A 662-nucleotide genomic window follows, 5' to 3' on the forward strand; every position below is an offset into this window, starting at 1 on the left:
CGACGCCGAGCGCCAGCAGCAGCGTGATCGCGGCCGCGACGTGGCCCTTCATCCGCAGCGCGGCGAGCGCGACGAAAAAGAAGACGATCGGAATCGCGGCGACGAGTGCCGACAGCCCGAGGCTGCCGAGCGGGGTGTAGATCTGATGCCAAACCTGCATGGTTGTCTCCTCCATGGATTTATCGGGGTACGGGTTTGAAAGCGGATGCGCTATTCGGGCTGGCCGCGGGCGCGCAGCAGGTCGGACAGGCTGCGCGGCGCCGGTTCGAGCGGCGTGCGGTGCTGCGTCCAGCCCAGTTGTTTCGCGGGCGTCAGCGCGCGCAGGCGGGTCGCGGCCCAGCGGAATGCGCGGTACGCGCGCGGATGCGCGAACGCGCCCGACCAGAAGCGCCACACGAGTTCTTCCGCGCGGTGGTAGTTCGCGCCCTGGCCGCGCAGCGGATGCGCGACCGGTTCGTCGGGCTTGCGGTTCGCTTCGGTGCGCAGCCGCACGAGCAATTGCGGGATCGGGATGCGCACCGGGCACACCTCGCCGCATGCGCCGCACAGCGTCGACGCGGTCGGCAGGTCGGCCGTTGCGTCGAGGCCGAGCAGGTGCGGCGAGATGATCTTGCCGATCGGGCCCGGGTAGGTCGTGCCGTACGCGTGGCCGCCGATGCGCG

At 70.7% G+C, this 662-nt stretch carries 2 protein-coding genes; both read right to left on the reverse strand.

Features of this window, described 5'->3' with window-relative positions:
- Positions 1-160 (reverse strand): L-lactate permease (locus A9Z05_RS37400; protein ID WP_141723325.1); only part of this gene is annotated, 160 nt, incomplete at its 3' end.
- 50 nt (positions 161-210) lie between these two features.
- Positions 211-662, reverse strand: a 452-nt coding sequence (locus A9Z05_RS01700) for a lactate utilisation protein LutB domain-containing protein (RefSeq protein ID WP_141723326.1), incomplete at its 5' end; no start/stop codon positions are given.

The organism is Burkholderia sp. A2 (genome assembly GCF_001729305.1).
Classification (GTDB): Bacteria; Pseudomonadota; Gammaproteobacteria; order Burkholderiales; family Burkholderiaceae; genus Burkholderia; species Burkholderia sola.